General features: G+C 60.3%; 16 protein-coding genes. 13 read left to right on the forward strand and 3 right to left on the reverse strand.

Going from position 1 to position 18983, the window contains the following annotated elements; all coding sequences use genetic code 11:
• Positions 1-248 precede the first annotated feature (248 nt).
• Entirely contained in the window at positions 249-2969 is a 2721-nt protein-coding gene (gene uvrA, locus SCM96_02865) for an excinuclease ABC subunit UvrA (GenBank protein ID MDW7759562.1), read from the reverse strand.
• A gap of 119 nt (positions 2970-3088) precedes the next feature.
• On the opposite strand from uvrA, the gene SCM96_02870 reads away from it, so the two are divergent.
• The 4 genes from SCM96_02870 (at position 3089) to SCM96_02885 (ending at position 5719) form a co-directional block, all read left to right on the forward strand.
• Positions 3089-4105, forward strand: coding sequence for an IS110 family transposase (locus SCM96_02870; GenBank protein ID MDW7759563.1), 1017 nt, complete (start codon positions 3089-3091; stop codon positions 4103-4105).
• Positions 4106-4402: 297 nt separating this feature from the next.
• Positions 4403-4690, forward strand: coding sequence for an AbrB/MazE/SpoVT family DNA-binding domain-containing protein (locus tag SCM96_02875; protein MDW7759564.1), 288 nt, complete (start codon positions 4403-4405; stop codon positions 4688-4690).
• Positions 4671-5162: a PIN domain-containing protein gene (locus SCM96_02880; GenBank protein MDW7759565.1), complete on the forward strand. Its 492-nt coding sequence runs from the start codon at positions 4671-4673 to the stop codon at positions 5160-5162. The genes SCM96_02875 and SCM96_02880 overlap by 20 nt, the downstream gene beginning before the upstream one ends.
• Entirely contained in the window at positions 5159-5719 is a 561-nt protein-coding gene (locus tag SCM96_02885) for a manganese efflux pump MntP family protein (protein ID MDW7759566.1), read from the forward strand. Before SCM96_02880 ends, SCM96_02885 begins: the two co-directional genes overlap by 4 nt.
• 107 nt (positions 5720-5826) lie before the next feature.
• Here SCM96_02885 and SCM96_02890 read toward each other — a convergent pair whose 3' ends face one another.
• The gene (locus SCM96_02890) at positions 5827-6165 is read right to left on the reverse strand and encodes a HepT-like ribonuclease domain-containing protein (GenBank protein MDW7759567.1); all 339 of its coding nucleotides are present in this window, start codon (positions 6163-6165) and stop codon (positions 5827-5829) included.
• Positions 6152-6454, reverse strand: a complete 303-nt coding sequence (locus SCM96_02895) for a nucleotidyltransferase family protein (protein ID MDW7759568.1) — start codon at positions 6452-6454, stop codon at positions 6152-6154. The genes SCM96_02890 and SCM96_02895 overlap by 14 nt, the downstream gene beginning before the upstream one ends.
• 226 nt (positions 6455-6680) lie before the next feature.
• Here SCM96_02895 and SCM96_02900 point away from each other — a divergent pair, with 226 nt between their 5' ends.
• The 9 genes from SCM96_02900 (at position 6681) to SCM96_02940 (ending at position 18982) form a co-directional block, all read left to right on the forward strand.
• Entirely contained in the window at positions 6681-7448 is a 768-nt protein-coding gene (locus SCM96_02900) for an SDR family oxidoreductase (GenBank protein MDW7759569.1), read from the forward strand.
• 12 nt (positions 7449-7460) lie between these two features.
• Positions 7461-8675, forward strand: a complete 1215-nt coding sequence (kbl, locus tag SCM96_02905) for a glycine C-acetyltransferase (protein MDW7759570.1) — start codon at positions 7461-7463, stop codon at positions 8673-8675.
• Positions 8676-8898: 223 nt separating this feature from the next.
• Positions 8899-9300: a holo-ACP synthase gene (locus SCM96_02910; GenBank protein ID MDW7759571.1), complete on the forward strand. Its 402-nt coding sequence runs from the start codon at positions 8899-8901 to the stop codon at positions 9298-9300.
• Between the two features lie 14 nt (positions 9301-9314).
• Complete coding sequence (acsA, locus tag SCM96_02915) at positions 9315-11018, forward strand: acetate--CoA ligase (protein MDW7759572.1); 1704 nt, start codon at positions 9315-9317, stop codon at positions 11016-11018.
• 133 nt (positions 11019-11151) lie between these two features.
• Positions 11152-11406, forward strand: coding sequence for an acyl carrier protein (locus tag SCM96_02920; protein MDW7759573.1), 255 nt, complete (start codon positions 11152-11154; stop codon positions 11404-11406).
• Positions 11407-11419: 13 nt separating this feature from the next.
• On the forward strand, positions 11420-12667 hold the full coding sequence (gene kbl, locus SCM96_02925; protein ID MDW7759574.1) for a glycine C-acetyltransferase: 1248 nt from the start codon (positions 11420-11422) through the stop codon (positions 12665-12667).
• A 28-nt stretch (positions 12668-12695) separates the two neighbouring features.
• Complete coding sequence (locus tag SCM96_02930) at positions 12696-14819, forward strand: M28 family peptidase (GenBank protein ID MDW7759575.1); 2124 nt, start codon at positions 12696-12698, stop codon at positions 14817-14819.
• A 319-nt stretch (positions 14820-15138) separates the two neighbouring features.
• Positions 15139-17157, forward strand: coding sequence for a M14 family metallopeptidase (locus SCM96_02935; protein MDW7759576.1), 2019 nt, complete (start codon positions 15139-15141; stop codon positions 17155-17157).
• A 13-nt stretch (positions 17158-17170) separates the two neighbouring features.
• Positions 17171-18982, forward strand: a complete 1812-nt coding sequence (locus SCM96_02940) for a M14 family metallopeptidase (GenBank protein ID MDW7759577.1) — start codon at positions 17171-17173, stop codon at positions 18980-18982.
• Position 18983: the final 1 nt, after the last annotated feature.

Below are 18983 nucleotides of genomic sequence, written 5' to 3' on the forward strand. Positions count from 1 at the left end.
GCTTTAAGATGATGGGGGCACCTCCATAAGGTCGTAAAAGGGTTTGGAGTCTCTGAAGAACCCGGAGGCTAATCGGACTGGGATGTTTCTAGGAACCCATAACTGTGACATCCGATTCTTCGGATAGTACGCAAGGTAAACCCTCCCATGGTCGCTGCGGGCGACCCGGCCGCTCCCGCTCCGGGACTGTGAGCGCGCCAAGATTGTCGCAACCAAACCGACGCGCTGAGATCGGCTCGCCCTTGAGATCAGGATAGATAACGTTTAAGGTAGCGGGCGGTGATGGACCGGCGGGAGCGGACGATCTCCTCCGGCGGGCCGGCGGCGACGACGCGGCCGCCCTTGTCCCCGCCTTCCGGGCCGAGGTCGATCACGTAATCGGCGCACTTGACGACATCGAGGTTGTGTTCTATCACGGCCACGGTGTGGCCCTCGTCGACAAGTCTGTGGAAACAGTCCAGAAGAACCGAGACGTCGTCGGGGTGAAGGCCGATCGTCGGCTCGTCGAAAAGATAAAGGATGCGCTTGCCTTTCTCGTGGACGAGGTGATGGGCGAGCTTGATGCGCTGAAGCTCGCCGCCCGAAAGGGTCGTCGTCGGCTGGCCGAGCTTCAGGTAGCCGAGCCCGACCTCGGCCAACGGCGAGAGCTTGCGGACGATGTCCTTCCGATCGGCGAAAAAGTCAAGGGCGTCCGTGACCGTCATGGACAGCACGTCGTCGATGTTTTTCCCTTCATAGCGGATGTCGAGGATTTCGTCCTTGAAACGCTTTCCCTTGCAGGCCTCGCAGGTCAGGACGACGTCGGAGAGAAACTGCATTTCGACGACCTGGCGTCCGGCGCCTTCGCAGGGCTCGCACCGGCCTCCCGCCGCGTTAAAGGAGAAATAGCCCGGCCTGAAGCCCATGACCTTGGCCTCGCGCGTCCGGCTGAAAAGGCTGCGGATGCCGTCCATGGCCTTGGTGTAAGTCGCCGGGATGGAGCGGGGCGACGTGCCGAGCGGCGACTGGTCGACGATGAGAACCTTGTCCAGAAATTCCCGGCCCCGGATTTCGCGAAATCCGCCGTCGGAGGTTCCGGTTAGGCCCTTGTAGAGAACGTCGTAGAGCAGCGTGCTTTTTCCCGAGCCGGAAACGCCCGTGACGCAGGTGAAGACGCCGAGGGGGAGGGCGACGTCGATGTTTTTGAGGTTGTGTTTGGATGCGCCCGAAACAACGATCTCGCGGCGGGACTGGCGGCGGGAGTCCGGCACGGGAATGGACTTTTCTCCCCGAATGTAGGCCGCCGTGATGGACGATCGATCCTTGAGGAACCGATCCGCCGGACCGGCAAAGACGATGCGCCCTCCGGCCTCTCCGGCCCGCGGCCCGAGGTCGATAATGTATTCGGCGGCCCGGATGATGTCGGGGTCGTGTTCGACGACGACAACGGTGTTTCCGATGTCCTTCAGCGAGTTGAGGATGCCGACGAGGCGGGCGTTGTCCCGGGGATGAAGGCCGACGCTCGGCTCGTCGAGGACGAACAGCGTGCCGACAAGCGAGGCGCTGAGCGTCGCGGCCAGGTTGATCCTCTGGGCCTCGCCGCCGCTCAGGGTGAAAGTCATGCGGTCGAGGGTGAGGTAATCGAGGCCGACTTCGAGAAGAAAGAGAAGGCGGTTGCGGATCTCCGTCGAGAGCTTGCCGGCCACGGGCCGCTCATGGTCCTTGAGCCCGGATTCGTATTTTTCGAGGAATGCAGCGGCCTCGCGCACGGTCAGGCGCAGGAAATCGCCGATCGAAAGATCGCCGATCCGCACGGCCCGGGCCTCCGGGTTGAGGCGGACGCCGCCGCATGACGGGCAGGGCGTGTAGGAGCGATAGCGGCTGAGGAGGACGCGGACCTGGACCTTGTATTTTTTCCTCTGAAGCCGGTCGAAAAAACCCTTGACGCCGCGATAGCCGTTTCCGCCTTCGAAGACCCAACGCTGCTGGTCGGGGGTGAGATCGCGATATGGGATGTCGACCGGCACGCCGGCGCCCGCCGCTTCCTTGAGGAGCCGCCGCTGGAAGGGGCGTGAGAGCGGTTTGGTCCAGGGTTCGACGGCGCCGTCGGCCAGGGATTTCGACGGGTCCGGGACGACTTTGGCCGGGTCGACGACGGCCAGGTCGCCGAAGCCGCTGCATTCGGAGCAGGCGCCCTGCGGGCTGTTGAAGGAGAAGAGATTGGGATAGGGATCCTCGGTCGAAATCCCGCACGTGCGGCATTCGAGCCGGTCGGAAAACAGGATCTCGCGGCCGTCCTCGACGAGCACACGGGCTCGTCCGCCGCCGCGCTTCATGGCCGCCTCCAGGGAATCCGCGAGACGCTCCCGTTCCGCGGGGTCGACGGCCAGCTTGTCGGCCAGAATGTCGACCGCGCCGGCATTTTGCGAGAAGGCCTCCTCGACGGGGAGAACGTCGCCGTTCGAAACGGCCCGGTGGTAGCCGTCCGTTTTCAACTTGGCCAGACCGTTTTCCCGCGGCCAGGCGAAGGCGATGAGAATCCGGGTTCCGTAAGGCAGGGCGAGGAGGGTTTCGACCATGGCGTCGATTGTGTCGCGCTGAAGGGGTTTGCCGCAGGACACGCAGTGGACGACGCCCGCCCGGGCGTAGAGAATCCGAAGATAATCGTGGATTTCGGTGACTGTCGCCACGGTCGAGCGGGGGTTCTTGGTCGAGGCCTTCTGCTGGATGGCCACGGCCGGCGGAATGCCCTCGATGGATTCGGCGTCGGGCTTTTCCATCCGTTCGAGGAACTGGCGGGCGTAGGAGGACAGGGATTCGAGGAAACGGCGCTGTCCCTCGGCGTAAAGCGTGTCGAAGGCCAGGGAGGATTTGCCCGAGCCGCTGACGCCCGTAACGACGATGAGCTTGAAAAGCGGGATGTCCAGGTCGACGGACTTCAGGTTGTGGACGCGGACGCCCCGCAGCGCGATCGTTTCTTTCGATGTCATGGCAAATCTCGAAAAACCATTATACCCGATCTATTCATAGGTAACATGATGATGTGATGCACCTCCCCCGGGGGTTTGATAGACTCCCCGGTGGAAACTCTATTTTAGGAGGTGCACGGATGCATTATGTCGGGATTGACCATCATCGTCAATACTCCCACATGACGATGATGGACAAGGAAGGTCAGGTACTTCGATCGGCCCGGGTTCCCAACCTTCGGGCCGAGATCGAGAAGTTCCTGGAAGGAGGGGAGGCGCTGGAAGCAGTCATCGAGACGGGCCGTTCGAGCTACACGATGGTGGATGTTCTCGAGCAGATCGGGGTTTCGGTCAAAATCGCCCATCCGAATGAAGTGAAGGCGATTGCTCGGGCGAAGATCAAGACGGACAAGCGCGACTCCGAGGTGCTGGCTCATCTTTTACGGATGAACATGATTCCGGAGGTCTATCGGCGATCTCCGGAGAACCGGCAAGCACAGCGGGTCTTGCGGCAGCGGGCTTTTTATGTCCGCACGATGACGGCACTGAAGAACCGGGTTTATGCGTTTCTGGCTCAGCAGAAAGAAGAGGTGCGGGGGGAAGTTGCGCGGGAGACCAATATTTTTTCCGCTAAAGGTCAGAAGGTGCTCCTGGGACTGGATCTGGATCGTGGGGAGATGAGACTCCTGCTGGCGCTGCTGAAAACGCACCGGCATTTAGAGACAAAGATCGCGGAATCGACCGCGCTTGTCGAAAAGCTCTATGAAGAGATCCGGGAAGCTCAGCTCATCCGAACCATTCCCGGGTTCGGAAAATATTTATCGGTTCTGGTGGCCGTGGAGATCGCCGACCTGAACCGGTTTTCCGACGCGGCCCATCTTCATGCCTACGCCGGGGTCATTCCTTCGATCCACAGCTCCGGGGATAAGACCTATCACGGCAAAATCATTCGGGCCGGGAATCGCTGGTTGCGCTGGGCGGCGGTGGAAGCGGTCTGGCCGGCCATCCGGGCGGATTTTGACCTGCGCGGCTTTTACGAGCGTCTGTGCCGAAGAAAAGGCGCCAATAAAGCCAAAGTGGCCACGGCCAGGCGATTGTTGACCATTATCTACAAGGTTTGGAAGGAGCAACGCAATTACATTCCTTATCGGAGATAACTCGGTCGCCTTGAGGCATTCTTTAATGGACTTGAGAAGGTCGCATTGTTTCATAGGTTAAGGGGCCGGGACCTGACGTTAGAGTGTGTGCGGACATGGCTTTCGAGCCAAGGGCACGGATAGAAGGATGGTCCACAAGACCTAAAGAGAAGGCAAAAAGAAGAAAAAGAAAGGAGGCGATCAAGAAAGTATTTGCATCACATCATCATAGAAAGAAGGCCGATGTGCTTCCTGCGTTTGTTGACGAAATGACGGAATTCCGCTATTCTGAAATCAGCAATCCGGAGGAGATCCATCATGGCGGAACCGAAGCCTTATGCCGCGGAGGTCAAATCGCGGGGCCAATTGACCATTCCTAAAAAAATCCGGGAAGCGGGTTATATGGAGGAGGGTCAGAGCGTGACCCTCATCCCGATCGGGGATTCTCTTCTGGTGACGCCCAGGTCGCTGAAACTCGAGGACGCCCGCCGGGAGCTCCGGCGGATGCTCAAAACTTCGGGTCTGTCCCTGAAAGAGCTGATTGACGGCCTGGACGACGCAAGAGCCCGGATGCGCGACGAATCCCATGCCAGGGAAAAAGACTAGGATTTTTCTGGACTCGAACGTCATCGTGTCGGGACTTTTTTCCGACCGGGGTGCGCCACGTATCATTCTCGACATCCTGAGTCTCGATCTTCCCGCTCTCAAACCAATGACGGGAGCCTATAACATCGGCGAAATCGAAAGAACCCTCAGGGTGAAGCTGCCGGCCGCGCTTTCAACGTTCCGCACGGCTCTGAAGCTGATGAATCCCGAAATTGTGGCCTTGCCTTCGGAAGGCGATCTTGCGCCTCTTGTCGGCTTGACGGCGGCAAAAGACCTGCCGGTCATTGCCTCCGCGATTTCCGGAAAAGCCGATATCCTTGTCACGTGCGACGTCAAGCATCTCCTGAAGATTGAAAAAAGCCGCCTTTCCTTCAAGATCGCATCACCCGCGGATTTTCTCGACGACCTTCTGCCGGAGATTCTCAAAAACTTCATGCTATCATGGCGGGCCGTGCACGGAAGTGAACCATGAGCGTTGTCGTGATTCTCGGGATCGCCGTCGGCCTGGCCATGGACGCCTTCGCCGTCGCTCTGGGTGCAAGCTGCGGACGGGGCGGGCTTCAGCGCGGACAGATTTTGCGGCTCGCCGCCGCCTTCGGCTTCTTCCAGTTCGCCATGCCGATCGTCGGCTGGGCGGCCGGATCATCCGTCGTTCATATCATCGAAAAATGGGACCATTGGGCGGCTTTCGGGCTTCTTCTTTTCGTCGGCGGCCGCATGATTTTCGAGTCCTTCCGGAAAAAGGGAGGCGATGATGCCTGCCGGACAGATCCGACCCGCGGCGGCTCCCTTTTCCTTCTCTCCGTGGCCACGAGCATCGACGCCCTGGCCGTCGGACTCGGGATCGGCGTCATGGGCGAGCCCATCCTCTTTCCGGCCGTCGTCATCGGCGTCGTCTGTTTCTTTTTCACCGTTCTCGGCGCCGTTCTCGGACCTGTCGCCGGCCGCGTGGCCGGAAAGCGGGCCGAACTTTCCGGCGGCCTCGTGCTGATCGCCATCGGCGTCAAAATCCTGATCGAGCACCTCTGAATGCATTATCTAAGCATCCGCTCGACCAGCCTGAGGAGTTATTTGAAAGACATCAGTTCTCTGAAAAAGCAAGCATTGGGACGGTTGTCGATCCTCGAATCCGATGATCAAGGACTCGGGATGGTGCGTTCCAGCTTGGCGATCAGCGGCGGAAGGTCATCCTGAACGGTTCTCCAGAGGATATCCAAGTTGATATCGAAATAGGCATGAACAAGACGGTGACGCATCCCGATAATGTCATCCCAAGGAATGTCTGAATATTGATTTCGCGCGGCTTTAGACATTCTGTAAGCCGCCTCGCCGATGATCTCAATGGATTTGACCAATGCCAAAACCAATTTGCGGTCGATGTCCAGATCGGCTCGTGTCCGAGCCTTGACAAAGCTGATGGCTTCGCGGGCTGCATCCAGCATATGCCTCAAACGCGTCGTGTCATCCTTGTGCATACTGAACCTCAGCCTCATCAAGGACCTGACGACGAAAATATCGGCTTAAGTCTTCAGGAGTGCGCAGGTCCACTTTCCGTCCTCCAAACAGGGCCGATAATTCTCTCTCCATCCGGGAGATGCCGAAAAGGCCGGGGATGCGATCCGGATCAAATTCGACCAGAAGATCGATGTCGCTGTCGGGGCGGAAATCCGCCCGCAACGCTGATCCGTACATTGAAAGCCGCCGAATATGATTCCTACGGCAAAATGCGGCGATCTTCGCTTTGTCGAACTCTAAGTTGGGCATCGTTCGGCCTCCGACCTGCAATTGATCATCATTATATCATGCCGGTGGGGTCCAGGGAGAATCAGATTCAGAATTCGAATGCAGGGTTGCAGCCGGCATGATAACCGGATCCGTGCGAAATGCGGTGTTTTGGGTTATGATGAGGCGGATGATCAATTGAATTCCAGGCTTTCCTGCACCCGGTCGACTGGGATATCCTGTAAGGCTGAAAACGGAGGTGGCCGCCATGTCGTTTAAAGATCGAATTGTTTATGTCACGGGGTCGAGTTCGGGGATCGGCCGGTCCTGTGTCCGGGCCTTTGCCGCCCGGGGCGCGAGGATTCTGGCGAGCGCCCGGCGTCTGGATCGTCTCGAAGCCTTGGCTTCCGAACTCCGTAAATCCGCCGGAATCGATATTCATGTTTTCGCTCTTGATGTCCGGGACCGGGAAGCCGTCGATGCCGCCGTCGCCGTCCTTCCCTCCGAATGGAAAAATATCGACATCCTGGTCAACAACGCCGGACTCAGCCGCGGCCTGAGTCCGATCCATGAAGGATCGATCCGGGACTGGGAAGAGATGATCGACACGAACGTCAAAGGGCTTCTCTATGTCAGCCGCGCCGTCATCCGCGGCATGGTCGAGCGCGGTCGCGGCCATGTCGTCAACATCGGATCCATCGCCGGACACGAAGTTTATCCCGGCGGCAACGTCTACTGCGCGAGCAAGTTTGCCGTGAACGCTCTCGGCCGGGCCCTGCGCCTGGACCTCAGCGGGACGGGCATCCGAGTTTCATCGGTCGATCCGGGGATGGTTGAAACCGAGTTCAGCCTGGTCCGCTTTCACGGCGACGGCGAACGGGCGAAAAAAGTCTACCAGGGGCTGACCCCGCTTTCGCCCGACGACATCGCCGATGCCGTTGTCTGGTGCGCCGACCGGCCGCCGCATGTCAACATCAGCCAGATGATCGTCATGCCGACGGATCAGGCCTCGGCCGGCCTGGCGCACCGGCGGTAGCGGGAAAGAAGCATGTCGAAAACATTCATGGGAGAGCTGAAAAACCGGATTGAAACCATTAAATCCGAGGGTCTTTACAAGGAAGAGCGGGTTCTGACGACGACCCAGGGCGTTGAGATCAAGACCGAAAGCGGACTCGAAGTCCTCAACTTCTGCTCCAATAATTATCTCGGTCTCTGCAACGAGCCCCGGGTCATGGCCGCCGCCAACTATGCCTTTTTCCGCTGGGGTTTCGGCATGGCCTCCGTCCGCTTCATCTGCGGCACCCAGCAGGTCCATAAAGATTTGGAGAAGGCCCTTTCGGAATTCCTGGGCATGGACGACACGCTTCTCTATTCTTCGGCATTCGATGCAAACGGCGGCGTCTTCGAGCCGCTCTTTGACGAAAACGCGGCCCTCATTTCGGATGAGCTCAACCACGCCTCGATCATCGACGGCGTCCGTCTCTGCCGCGCCCGGCGCCTGATCTACCGGAACAACGACATGGACGAACTCGAAGCCCGCCTGAAGGAGGCCCGGGATGCCCGGGTGCGGGTCATCGTGACCGACGGCGTTTTCTCCATGGACGGCATCATCGCCCGCCTGGACCGGATCTGCGACCTGGCCGATCGCTACGACAGCCTGGTTCTGGTCGACGACTCGCACGCCACCGGGATCGTCGGCCCGACGGGCCGCGGTACCCACGAGCACTGCGGGGTCATGGGCCGCGTGGACATCATCACGACGACCTTCGGCAAGGCCCTGGGCGGGGCCTCGGGCGGCTGCATCTCCGGCCGGAGAGAGATCATCGAGTTTCTCCGCCAGAGGTCGCGCCCCTACATTTTCTCGAATTCGCTGTCTCCGGCCATCACCGGAGCCACTCTCGAAGTCCTCAAGATCCTCCGGGAGTCGACCGAACTCAAGGATCGCCTCGAAAGAAACACCCGGATGTTCCGTGAGCAAATTACGGCGGCCGGCTTCCGCATCATTCCCGGGACCCACCCCATTGTTCCCATCCTCCTCGGTCATTTGCCGAACGACGCCGCGTTGTCCCAGCGCTTTGCCGACGAACTCCTGAAGGAAGGAATCTACGTCATCGGTTTCTATTTCCCGGTCGTTCCCCGTGGGAAATCGCGGATCCGGGTTCAGATCAGCGCCGCCCACAGCCCGGAACAGATCGCCTTCGCCGTCGACAAGTTCCGCGTTGTTGGAGAACGTTGCTTGGCTTTGGGAAATCGCAGTAAATAAAGCATTTGTGATTTTTTCAAGCTGAACAAAAAGTCTTAGAGCAGCTTTTTTAGCGCCAAAAATGCCATCCTAAGAAAAACGATGATAGATTAAAGAGAATGGCGTTGTCTCCGTCAGGGGAAGAGGACACTCCCCTTGAAGTGTCCCGACTCTGCGGAAGAGTGATAGATGACTCAATGCGGGGTGTCGATAAATCCGGCGCAATCCCTTATAATAGGCGGCGATGCACGGACCTCGCGCGTTGATTTTCGGCCTCGGCCTGGATATAATCGAAGTTCCGCGGATGGCCCGCAATCTCGCCCGGACGGCGGGGTTGAAAGCCCGTCTGTTCACGGAGCGGGAAATCGCGTATTGCGAATCGAAAAAACGGAGCGAAGAGCACTTTGCCGCCCGGTTCGCCGCCAAAGAGGCCTTCCTCAAGGCTCTCGGCACCGGCTGGCGGGACGGCCTTCGCTTCGAGGACATCGAAATCGTCAATGACGAGCGGGGACGTCCCGGCCTGGCCGTTCACGGTCGAGTCAGGGATTTCTGCGAGGCGAACGGCATCGCGGGAATGCATGTGTCCCTGTCTCATTTGAAGGAGACGGCGGCGGCCGTCGTCGTCCTCGAAAAAATTGCCGAATAGGCACAAGGAGTGTCATGTCACACATCGGATCCTACGAAGAACGCCTCGAGAATTTTTCCTGGTCCATCTCCGAGCAGGAACTCGGCTACAAGCCGGGCGATGACATCAACATCGGCTGGTACTGCACCGACCGCATCTGCGCCATGGGCAAAGGCGACAAGCCCGCCCTCATCTGGGAAGGCCACTCCGGGGCCGAAAAGCGCTTCACCTATAACGACATCCGGCTGGCCTCCAACGCCATCGGCGCCTTTCTCCGCGGCCTGGGCCTTACGGACGGCGACCGGATTTGCCTGTTCCTCGACCGCATCCCCGAACTCTATCTGGGGTTCCTGGGCGTCCTGAAGATCGGGGCCATCGTTCAGCCCCTGTTTTCGGCCTTCGGCGACGAGTCGCTCTATGTCCGCCTGTCGAACGCCGAAACGACGGCCGTCATCACCCAGCGCAAGCACGCCCCCAAGCTCCGAAAGATCCTCGACAAGCTGCCCCATCTCAAGCACATCATCATCGTCGACCACGACGGCAAGGCGCCTCTGCGCGACCGGGAAGTCACCTTTTCTCTGGAGACGGCGCCGGCCATCGAAAAGCTGGACATCTTCCCGACCAAGGCCGAGTCGCCCTCGGTCCTGCACTACACGTCGGGAACGACGGGTCAGCCCAAGGGCGTCCACCACGTCCACTACTCGCTCATCTCCCAATACCTGACGGCCAAGTGGGTTCTCGACCTTCATGATGACGACATTTACTGGTGCACGGCCGATCCCGGCTGGGTTACGGGGACCTCTTACGGCATCATCGCCCCCTTCAGCCTGGGGATCACGCAGTGTGTTCTGGACGCCGGTTTCTCGGCCGAGGCCTGGTACAAGTTCATCGAAAAACACCGGATCTCGGTCTGGTACTCGGCCCCGACGGCCATCCGGTCGCTCATGAAGGCGGGAGACGCCCTCATCCCGAAGTTCGACATGTCCTGCCTGCGCCACCTGGCCAGCGTCGGCGAACCCCTGAATTCCGAAGCCGTTGTCTGGTCCCAGAAGGTCTTCGGCCTGCCCTTCCTCGACACCTTCTGGCAGACCGAAACCGGCTGCATCGTCATCTCCAACTACCCGGGGATGGAAGTCCGGCCGGGATCCATGGGCAAGCCGTTTCCCGGCATTCGGGGAACCGTCCTCGATCCGGCCACCGGACGGCCCCACGCCCAGCCCGGCAAAATCGGACTTGTCGCCCTGGAGCCGGGCTGGCCGTCCATGATGCGCGGCTACTGGAAAAACGAGGAGGCCTTCGCCAAGAAATTCCGGAACGGCTGGTACATCACGGGTGATCGGGCCCGGATCGACGCCGACGGCTACTTCTGGTTCGTCGGCCGCGACGACGACGTCATCAACACCGGCGGCCATCTCGTCAGCCCTTTCGAGGTCGAGTCCGCGCTGCTCGAGCATCCGGCCGTCGCCGAATCCGCCGTCGTCAGCAAGCCCGACCCGATCAATCTCGAGGTCGTCAAGGCCTTCGTTGCTCTCAAACCGGGCTTCACGGCCTCCAAGGATCTCGACCTGGAGATCATGAACTTCATCCGCAAGAAGCTCTCGCCGCTGGCCATGCCGCAGGAGATCGAGTTCGTCGACGCCCTGCCCAAGACGCGCAGCGGCAAGATCATGCGACGCATCCTCCACGCCAGGGAATGGGGCGAGGAGATCGGCGACACCTCCACCCTCGAAAACGATTAGCATCATTCATTCATAAAAATGCCCATGTATGACCCGACTCAAGCACAGACAGAAGGTTTTCTGAGCAGCCGTCTCAACTCGTGAATGATTGATGCTAAATAGCAATGATATTGATTTGGAAGGAGAATCGATTATGGAAGGACTGAAGGACATCATTCTTGACTATGTCACCAAGGAATACCTTGAGGACGACAGCGACCCCCTGGCCTACGACACCCCCCTCATTTCGGGCGGCATCGTGGACTCGTTTTCCATGGTCTCCCTGAAGCGGTTCCTGGAGAACCGGTACGAAATCCAGATCCCCGACGACGATGCCACGCCCGAGGCCTTCGACTCGGTCGACAAGATCGCCGACCTCGTCACCCGGTTCGTTCAGAAAAAGGGCTGATCCGAGATCCCCCATGGCCTTTCCCGAAAAAATCCGCACCCTCTACCAGGACCAGATCAAGGCGCTCCAGGACGCGGGCATCTTCAAGGTCGAGCGTTTCATCCATTCGCCCCAGGCCGCCGACATCGAGGTCGAATATCCGGCCGGCGCCTCGCTCCGGAAAGTCATCAACATGTGCGCCAACAACTACCTCGGGCTGTCGAGCCACCCCGACGTGATCAAGGCCGCCCATGAAGGGCTGGACTCGCGCGGCTACGGCATGTCGTCCGTGCGTTTCATCTGCGGCACGCAGGATATCCACCGCGAACTCGAAGCCCGGATGACGGAGTTCCTGGGGACCGAGGACACGCTCCTTTTTCCCTCCTGCATGGACGCCAATGCCGGCGTCTTCGAGGCCGTTTTGACCAAGGACGACGTCATGATTTCGGACCGCCTGGTCCATGCCTCGCTCATCGACGGCATCCGGCTGTGCAGCGCGATCCACGACACCTTCAAACACTCCGACCTGGCCCATCTCGAATCCAAGCTCCAGCTTCATGCCGACCGCCGTCTCAAGCTCGTCATCACGGACGGCGTCTTCTCCATGGACGGCGACACGGCCAAGCTCGACGAGATGGTCGCGCTCTGTGCCAAATACGACGCCATGCTGCTCGTCGACGACTCCCACGCTTCGGGATTCATCGGCAAGACCGGCCGCGGGACGCACGAGAAGTGCGGCGTGATGGGCGAGATCGACATCATCACGACGACCTTCGGCAAGGCGCTCGGCGGAGCGTCCGGGGGCTGCGTCAGCGGCCGCCGCGAACTTGTCGAGATGTGCCGCCAGCGGGCCCGTCCCTATCTCTTCTCCAACACCATCGCCCCCGTCGTCGTGGCCGGCGTGCTGAAGGTTCTCGAGATTCTCTCGGCCTCGACCGAGCGGCGGGACAAACTGGAGACGAACACCGCCTACTGGCGGAAGGGGCTGACCGAGGCCGGATTCATTCTCAAGGACGGCGACACGCCCATCGTCCCCGTCATGCTCTTCAACGCCAAGCTCTCCCAGGACGTCTCGCGGGCCCTCTACGACGAAGGCATTTACGCCATCGGCTTTTTCTTCCCGGTGGTCCCGCAGGGCCAGGCCCGGATCCGGACGCAGATCTCGGCCGGCCACGAAATCCACCACCTCGACAAGGCTCTTGACGCCTTCATCAAGGTCGGAAAGCGGTTCGACATCCTGGGCAAAACGAAGCAGGAGCTCATCGCGAAGTACGGCCTGTAGCCGGTCCCCTTCCGAATAAGGAGAAATGATGTCCCATAAAATTCGCATCCCGGTTTTTGCGGCGGCTTTTTTGGTTTTGATTGCGGCGGCGGCCGCCCAGTATACGCCGTGGCTGTACTGGACCTTCCTTCCCCAGGCCCAAATGGACGAAATCGTCGGCGAAACGTCGGGGGAGGCGGCCTGGAAAACCATCGCCGAGATCAACGCCTTCAACCGTGAACGCCTGGATGAGGAATATGACGGATACTTTTTCGAAACCCAGGTCATCCTCCGCAAGCTCAAAAGCTATGGTTTGTCCGATGTCGAAGTCGCGGTGTTCCCCGGCGGGCCCTCCTGGCGGCCGCTGAGAGGCGATCTTTGGGAAGTCTCTCCGGGCCGGCGGAAAATCGCCTCGATTCATGACGAGCTCTCCCAACTGGCCGCCTGGAGTTCGAACACCGATGCGAAGGCCGAGCTGGTCTGGGTCGGCCGCGGAACGAAAGCCGAGATCGAGGCGGCCGGCGTCGAAGGAAAAATCGTCGTCACGGAGGGCAGCCTGCCCGGAGTCCATACCGAAGCCTGCCTTCGCCAGGGCGCCGTGGGCGTCATCGCGATCAGCATGACCCGAGCGACCTTCGACCCGGTTCATCAGATCCCGTGGAGCGGGATCCGCAGTTGGCGGGACACGTCGACCGAAACGCCCAAATTCGGTTTCTATCTCAATTTCCGCGAAGGATCCATTCTCAAGGCCCGCCTTCTGGCCGGAGAAAAAATCGTGGCCCATGCCCAAGTCGAGGCGGAAACGAAAACCGTCGACCTGGAAAACGTCGTCTGCCGAATCCCCGGCACGGATCCTGAAGCCGGAGAAATCATTTTTTCGGCGCACCTGTTCGAGGGATATCAAAAGCAGGGGGCGAACGACAACATCTCGGGAAGCGCCGCCATTCTCGAGTGCGCCCGGGTCCTCCACACCCTGATCGAAGAGGGGCGGATCCCCCGGCCGCGACGGAGCATCCGCTTCATCTGGGGTCCGGAATTCTCGGGGATCGGCCGCTGGGTCCAGGCCAACAGGGATCTCATGGAAAAGACCCTCTGCAACATCAACATGGACATGGTCGGCGAGTGGCTGTCGAAGAACAATTCGTTCTTCTGCCTGATGCGCACGACTTACGGCAATCCCCACTATATCAACGACGTCATGGAAAACGTCTATCGCTACGTCGGGGAAGGCAATCGCGAACGCATTCAGAACCGCAGCACCCCCGATCGCGTCCCGCGGCGCATCGTCGCGCCCTTCGGCGCCGACGAACCATTCCACTATTCCATCGAGACCCATTACGGCGCCTCCGACCACATGGTCTTCAACGACTGGGCCGTCCGGGTTCCGGGAATCATGATGATCGCCTGGCCCGATCAGTGGTATCACATGTCGGGGGATCTGGCCGACAAGTCCGATCCGACCCAGCTTCGGCGCGTTGCCGTGATCGGCGCCGCCGGCGCTTATATCGTGGCTTCGGCCGATGATGCCATGGCCGCCCGCATCGCGGGCGAAACGGCGAGCAACGCCGCCCGGCGCCTGGGACATCAGCTCATGGCGGCCATGGAGACGTTGAATTCTTCCGATGCGGCCGACCTGGCCGCGGCCGACAAGGCCGCCCGATCCCGGATCCGGGCCGCCGTCATGAACGAGAAAGAAACGCTGGACTCCATTCTCGAACTGGCCCAGGACAAAAAATCCGTGGGTGCCGTGATCGACCGGATGAAAAAGACTGTGGATGCCCTGGGGCAGGCTCATGTCGATGCCCTTCAGGTTCATATGGAAACCCTGGCCCGAAACCGCGGTGTCGCTCCCGTGCGGCCCGTCATGACCGATCTCGAAAAAAAGGCGGCGAACATCGTGCCCCGCCCGACACCCAAAGTGGCGGCCGAGGGCTATGCCGAATATCGCAAATACATCAACCAGGTCCCCAAGGAAATACGGGACAAATATCCGATCATGGGCCGCGGCGATCTGTGGTTGGCCAACACGTTCGAGCTTCAGCTTCTGATCAACGGACGTCGCAGTGTCCTGGATATCAAGCACATGCTCGACGCCCAGTTTGAGCGTCAGTCCACCCTGCCGGCGATTTTCAATTACCTGGAGATCCTCAAGGCCGCCGGCCTTATTGAATAGTTGATAAGAAAATTCATCAGTTTGAAAAATTGCTTAGAACTGTGTTTTTGGTTGGAAAAACAGCGTTACAAGCTTTCAACGAAACCGAAAAAAGCACCTGAAGATCTGAGGAACAGGGAAGAAATACGTTTGAAATGCGTCTAATATATCTTATGAGCGATTTCACAGCCCCCTTGACTCGAGGGCTTTCTTCGGATATTCCCGCTATTCCCGGAAATGCAGGTATTCATTATTTCCCATGAACGTGTCTGGGTTTTTTACAAATCTTTGATATCGACCGGGAGCCGCGATCCGCGCGCCCCGGAAACAGGAGGTGGATGTGAACAATCGATTCCGAACAAGGAACCGGGCCGGGATTTCGGCGGCCGTTCTGGCGGTCTTTTTCCTGGCTTCGTCGGCTGTCCCGGCTGCCGTCCCGGCGGCCAAGAATGAGACGGCCGGATATATGAATCATGAGACCCTCTCCGCTTCTCTCCGCGGTCTCGTATCCGGCCACAAGAACCTCGCCCGCCTCCAATCGATCGGAAAGACCCGGGAAGGCCGCGACATCTGGCTTCTGGAAATCGCCAACGCCGCCGGAGTTCCTCCCGGACAACGCCCGGCGCTTTTCGTCGGGGCCAACTTCGAAGCCGACCAGATCGTCGGCAGCGCCCTGGCCCTTCACTTGGCCCGCCATCTCCTTGAAAACTATGCCAGGGACCCCGAAGTCAAGCGATGTCTTGATGAACAGACCGTCTATATCGCGCCCCGAATGAATCCGGACGGCGCCGAGGACATGTTTGCGTCCGTCAAGACGGGCCGGCGAACCAACCTTTCTCCCCGGGATCTCGACAACGACGGGCGAACGGACGAAGACGGTCCCGAAGATCTGAACAAGGACGGCGTCATCACCGTCATGCGCGTCGAGTCGCCCGACGGCCGTTATATCGCCGACCCCGAAGAGCCGCGGCTCCTGCGCCGGGCCGAGGCCGGGAAAGGCGAAAAGGGCGTTTACAAGGTGTTTTGGGAAGGCCGCGACATGGACGGCGACGGTTTCATCGCCGAGGATCCTCCGGGCGGTACGGACATCAATCGCAATTTCACCCATGCCTATCCTTACTATCAGCCCGATGCCGGTCCCCACATGATCAGCGAGGCCGAATCCCAGGCCCTTATGGATTGGATCGTCGCGCGCCGGAACGTCGCCGCGATCCTGACATTCGGCGCAAGCGACAACCTCGTCGTTCCTCCCGACCGCACCGGCCGTCTCGGGCCCGAGCGCGGAATCGACCTTCTGCGGTTCGCCGAAGAATCGGTCACCGATGCCGCGAAGACCGGCATGTTCCAGACCGGATCCCCGTTCGGGCGATTCGGACGCATGGCCGGCGGCGGGTTCTTCGATCCCTCCATGCTGGCGCTGTTCCAGAGGTCCGCACAGCCTGAACAGACGGGACGCCCGCGCATGCCCGCCCGAAATCCGGCCGTCACGGTCAACGCCGCCGACATCGAATATTTCCGCGCGATCGGCGAGACCTATGTCGAACTCACCGGCATTCGCCGTCTTCCCCCCGTCCGGGAAGCCAAGGGCGCCTTTTTCCAATACGGCTACTTCCAGTTCGGCGTCCCGTCCTTTTCGACCCCGGGCTGGGGGATCCCCGCACCGGCCCCTCAGCGCGCGGCCACACCGCAGGCCGCAGGCCGGACGCCCACTCCGGCCGCAGAAAGGCCGGCCATGGCCGCGGCGGGAGGCGGCGCCCAGTTCATGCGCCAGATGATGGCCGGACGCGGCGCCGAAACCGCCGCCGCGCCCGCCGCCGCATCCGGAATCGACCGGGAGATGCTCAAATGGATGGATGCCGAGGGCATCGACGGATTCGTTTCCTGGACGAAATTCAAACATCCGGAACTCGGCGAAGTCGAGATCGGGGGGTTCAAGCCCCATGCCTTATCCAATCCTCCGGCCTCCGCTCTTCCCGGTCTTGGAGAAGCGCACGCCAAGTTCGCGCTTCACCTTCTTTCGCATTTCCCCAGGGTCCGTTTCGCCTCGACCGATGTGACGGCCCACGGCGGCGGATTCTTCCATATCAAGGCGGAGATCGAAAATAGCGGATTTCTGCCGACGGCCCTGGCCCAGGGTGTCGCATCCCGGGGGTCGCGGCCGATCATGGTGCAGATCCAGGTTCCGCCCGACGACGTCATCGCCGGAAACCCCAAGACGAACTTCCTATCGGCTCTCGACGGCTCCGGCCGCCGGGCGAAATTCGAATGGCTCATCCGCGGCAAGCCCGGAGACAAGGTGGAGATCCGGGTCGTGTCGCAGAAAGGTGGAGCCGACACGGCCTCGGTCGTGTTGAGATGAAGGGAGGAACCCGATGAGAACCGCAATGAAAACCGCCTCTTTCAAAACGATCGTCATCCTGGGGCTGGCCGCCTTGTTCAGCCTTTCCATCGGTCCGGCCGCCGTTTCCGCGCCGGGGCAGAAAGCGTCCGATCCGCCCTTCAAGTTGAAAATCGATTTCAATCGGTGGCGAGACGTCGATGAGCTCTACTCCGACATGAGGCGCCTCCAGGCCGCCTGGCCCAAGTTCCTGACGGTCAAATCGATCGGCAAGAGTTACCAGGGCCGCGACATTCTCCTCATGGTCGTCAACAATCCCGACACGGGCCCCGAGATGAGCAAGGCGGCCATGTACATCGACGCCAACATCCACGGCAACGAGATCCAGGGCGCCGAGGTCTGCCTGTATACCATCTGGTACATGATGGAAAACTACGGCCGGATCCCCGACCTCACCCGGATCGTCGACGAACGGGTCTTCTACATCATCCCGACCGTCAATCCCGACGGCCGGCAATATTTCATGGCGGAGGCCAACCGGTCGGCCCGTACCGGCCACGTCCCGGTCGATGACGACGGCGACGGACTCTTCGACGAGGACGGCCCGAACGATCTCAACGGCAACGGCTTCATCGAACAGATGCGGAAGCATGTTCCCGGCCGGGGCACGCACCGGATTTCGCCCACCAACCCGAATATGATCGAACCGGTCCCGCCGGGCGAGACGGGCGACTACATCCATCTCGGCTGGGAAGGCCTCGACGACGACGGCGACGGATTCGTCGACGAGGACGGTCCCGGAAGCTATGACGCCAACCGGAACTGGGCGAGCGACTGGCAGCCCGACTACATCCAGCGCGGTGCCATGGACTATCCCTTCCAGCTTCCCGAAACCCGCGCGGTCAACGACTTCCTGATGACCCACCCCAACATTGCCGGGCTGCAGGCCTATCACAACTCGGGCGGAATGATCCTCCGCGGCCCGGGAGCGGAAGGCGCCGGAGAATATCCCTTCAGCGACGTCCAGGCCTACGATGAACTCGCCAGGACCGGCGAGCGCATGCTGCCCTTTTACCGGTATCTCGTCATCTGGTCCGGGCTCTACACGGTCCACGGCGGATTCATCGACTGGACGAACGACGGCCTGGGGATCCTGTCTTTTTCGAACGAGCTCTGGAGCAGCGAACAGTATTTCACGAGCCAGGCTCTCAAGGACCAGCAGAAGGATCCGCAATCGCCCATCGCCCCGGCCGTGGCCCGCGACTTCTTCGACCGCCACCTGGAGTTCGGCGACCAGTATCTCGACTGGAAGCCTTTCGACCACCCGCAGTTCGGCCGGATCGAGATCGGCGGAGCCTGGAAAAAATATCACGGCCGGATTCCGCCGCGTTTCATGAGCGAAGAGATGTGCCACAGAAACGCCGCGTTCACGATCTACCAGGCCGACGAGATGCCGCTCATCCGGATCGGCGAGACTTCGGTCGAGAAATCCGGCGGCGGCGTCTTCCGCGTCTTCGTCGAGGTTTCGAATCCGAAGGTCACGCCGACCATCCTGGAGAAAGCGGCCCGCAACAACGTCGTCCGCCCCGATCTGATGCGTCTCGAAGGGAAAAACCTGGAAGTCGTTGCGGCCGGCTTCATCGACAACCTGGCGCTCTATCAGGTCCGGCCCTCGACGGTCGATCTCATCGACCAGAAGGACCTCAAGCGCATTGTCGTCCGCAACGGGCATCCGGGCCGGACGACGCGGACTGTCATGTACGTCGTCAAGGGGTCGGGCAGCGCAACCTTTACTTACGACAGCGTCAAGGGGGGAGCGGCCTCAACCACGATCGCCCTGAAATGAA

The organism is Acidobacteriota bacterium, assembly GCA_033549365.1.
In the GTDB taxonomy this organism is placed as follows: domain Bacteria; phylum Acidobacteriota; class Aminicenantia; order Aminicenantales; family Saccharicenantaceae; genus JAWSUF01.